Below are 233 nucleotides of genomic sequence, written 5' to 3' on the forward strand. Positions count from 1 at the left end.
TCAGCCAGGCGCCGGGTTACATATGGTGCAGACCAGCGCCGATGTCACGACAGGTCTGAATACCGCCGGGCTGAACTTCAAGGACTTCGTAACCCATGCGTTTCCGACGAGCATCATCGATGCGATGGCCCGAAACGACATCCTTCAAATCCTTGTCTTTTCTGTACTGTTTGGGGTCGTGCTGAGCGTCATCAAAACCGACCCGCGCGTGGCGCCGTTGATTGCAGGCGTAG

The 233-nt window shown here is 56.7% G+C and carries 1 protein-coding gene; it reads left to right on the forward strand.

Annotation, left to right across the window (positions count from 1 at the left end; genetic code table 11):
- Positions 1-22: 22 nt before the first annotated feature.
- The coding region (locus tag SB679_RS26435; RefSeq protein ID WP_410705412.1) for a cation:dicarboxylate symporter family transporter at positions 23-233 on the forward strand (211 nt) is incomplete at its 3' end.

It is taken from the genome of Chryseobacterium sp. SIMBA_029, from assembly GCF_046535275.1.
Lineage (GTDB): Bacteria > Bacteroidota > Bacteroidia > Flavobacteriales > Weeksellaceae > Chryseobacterium.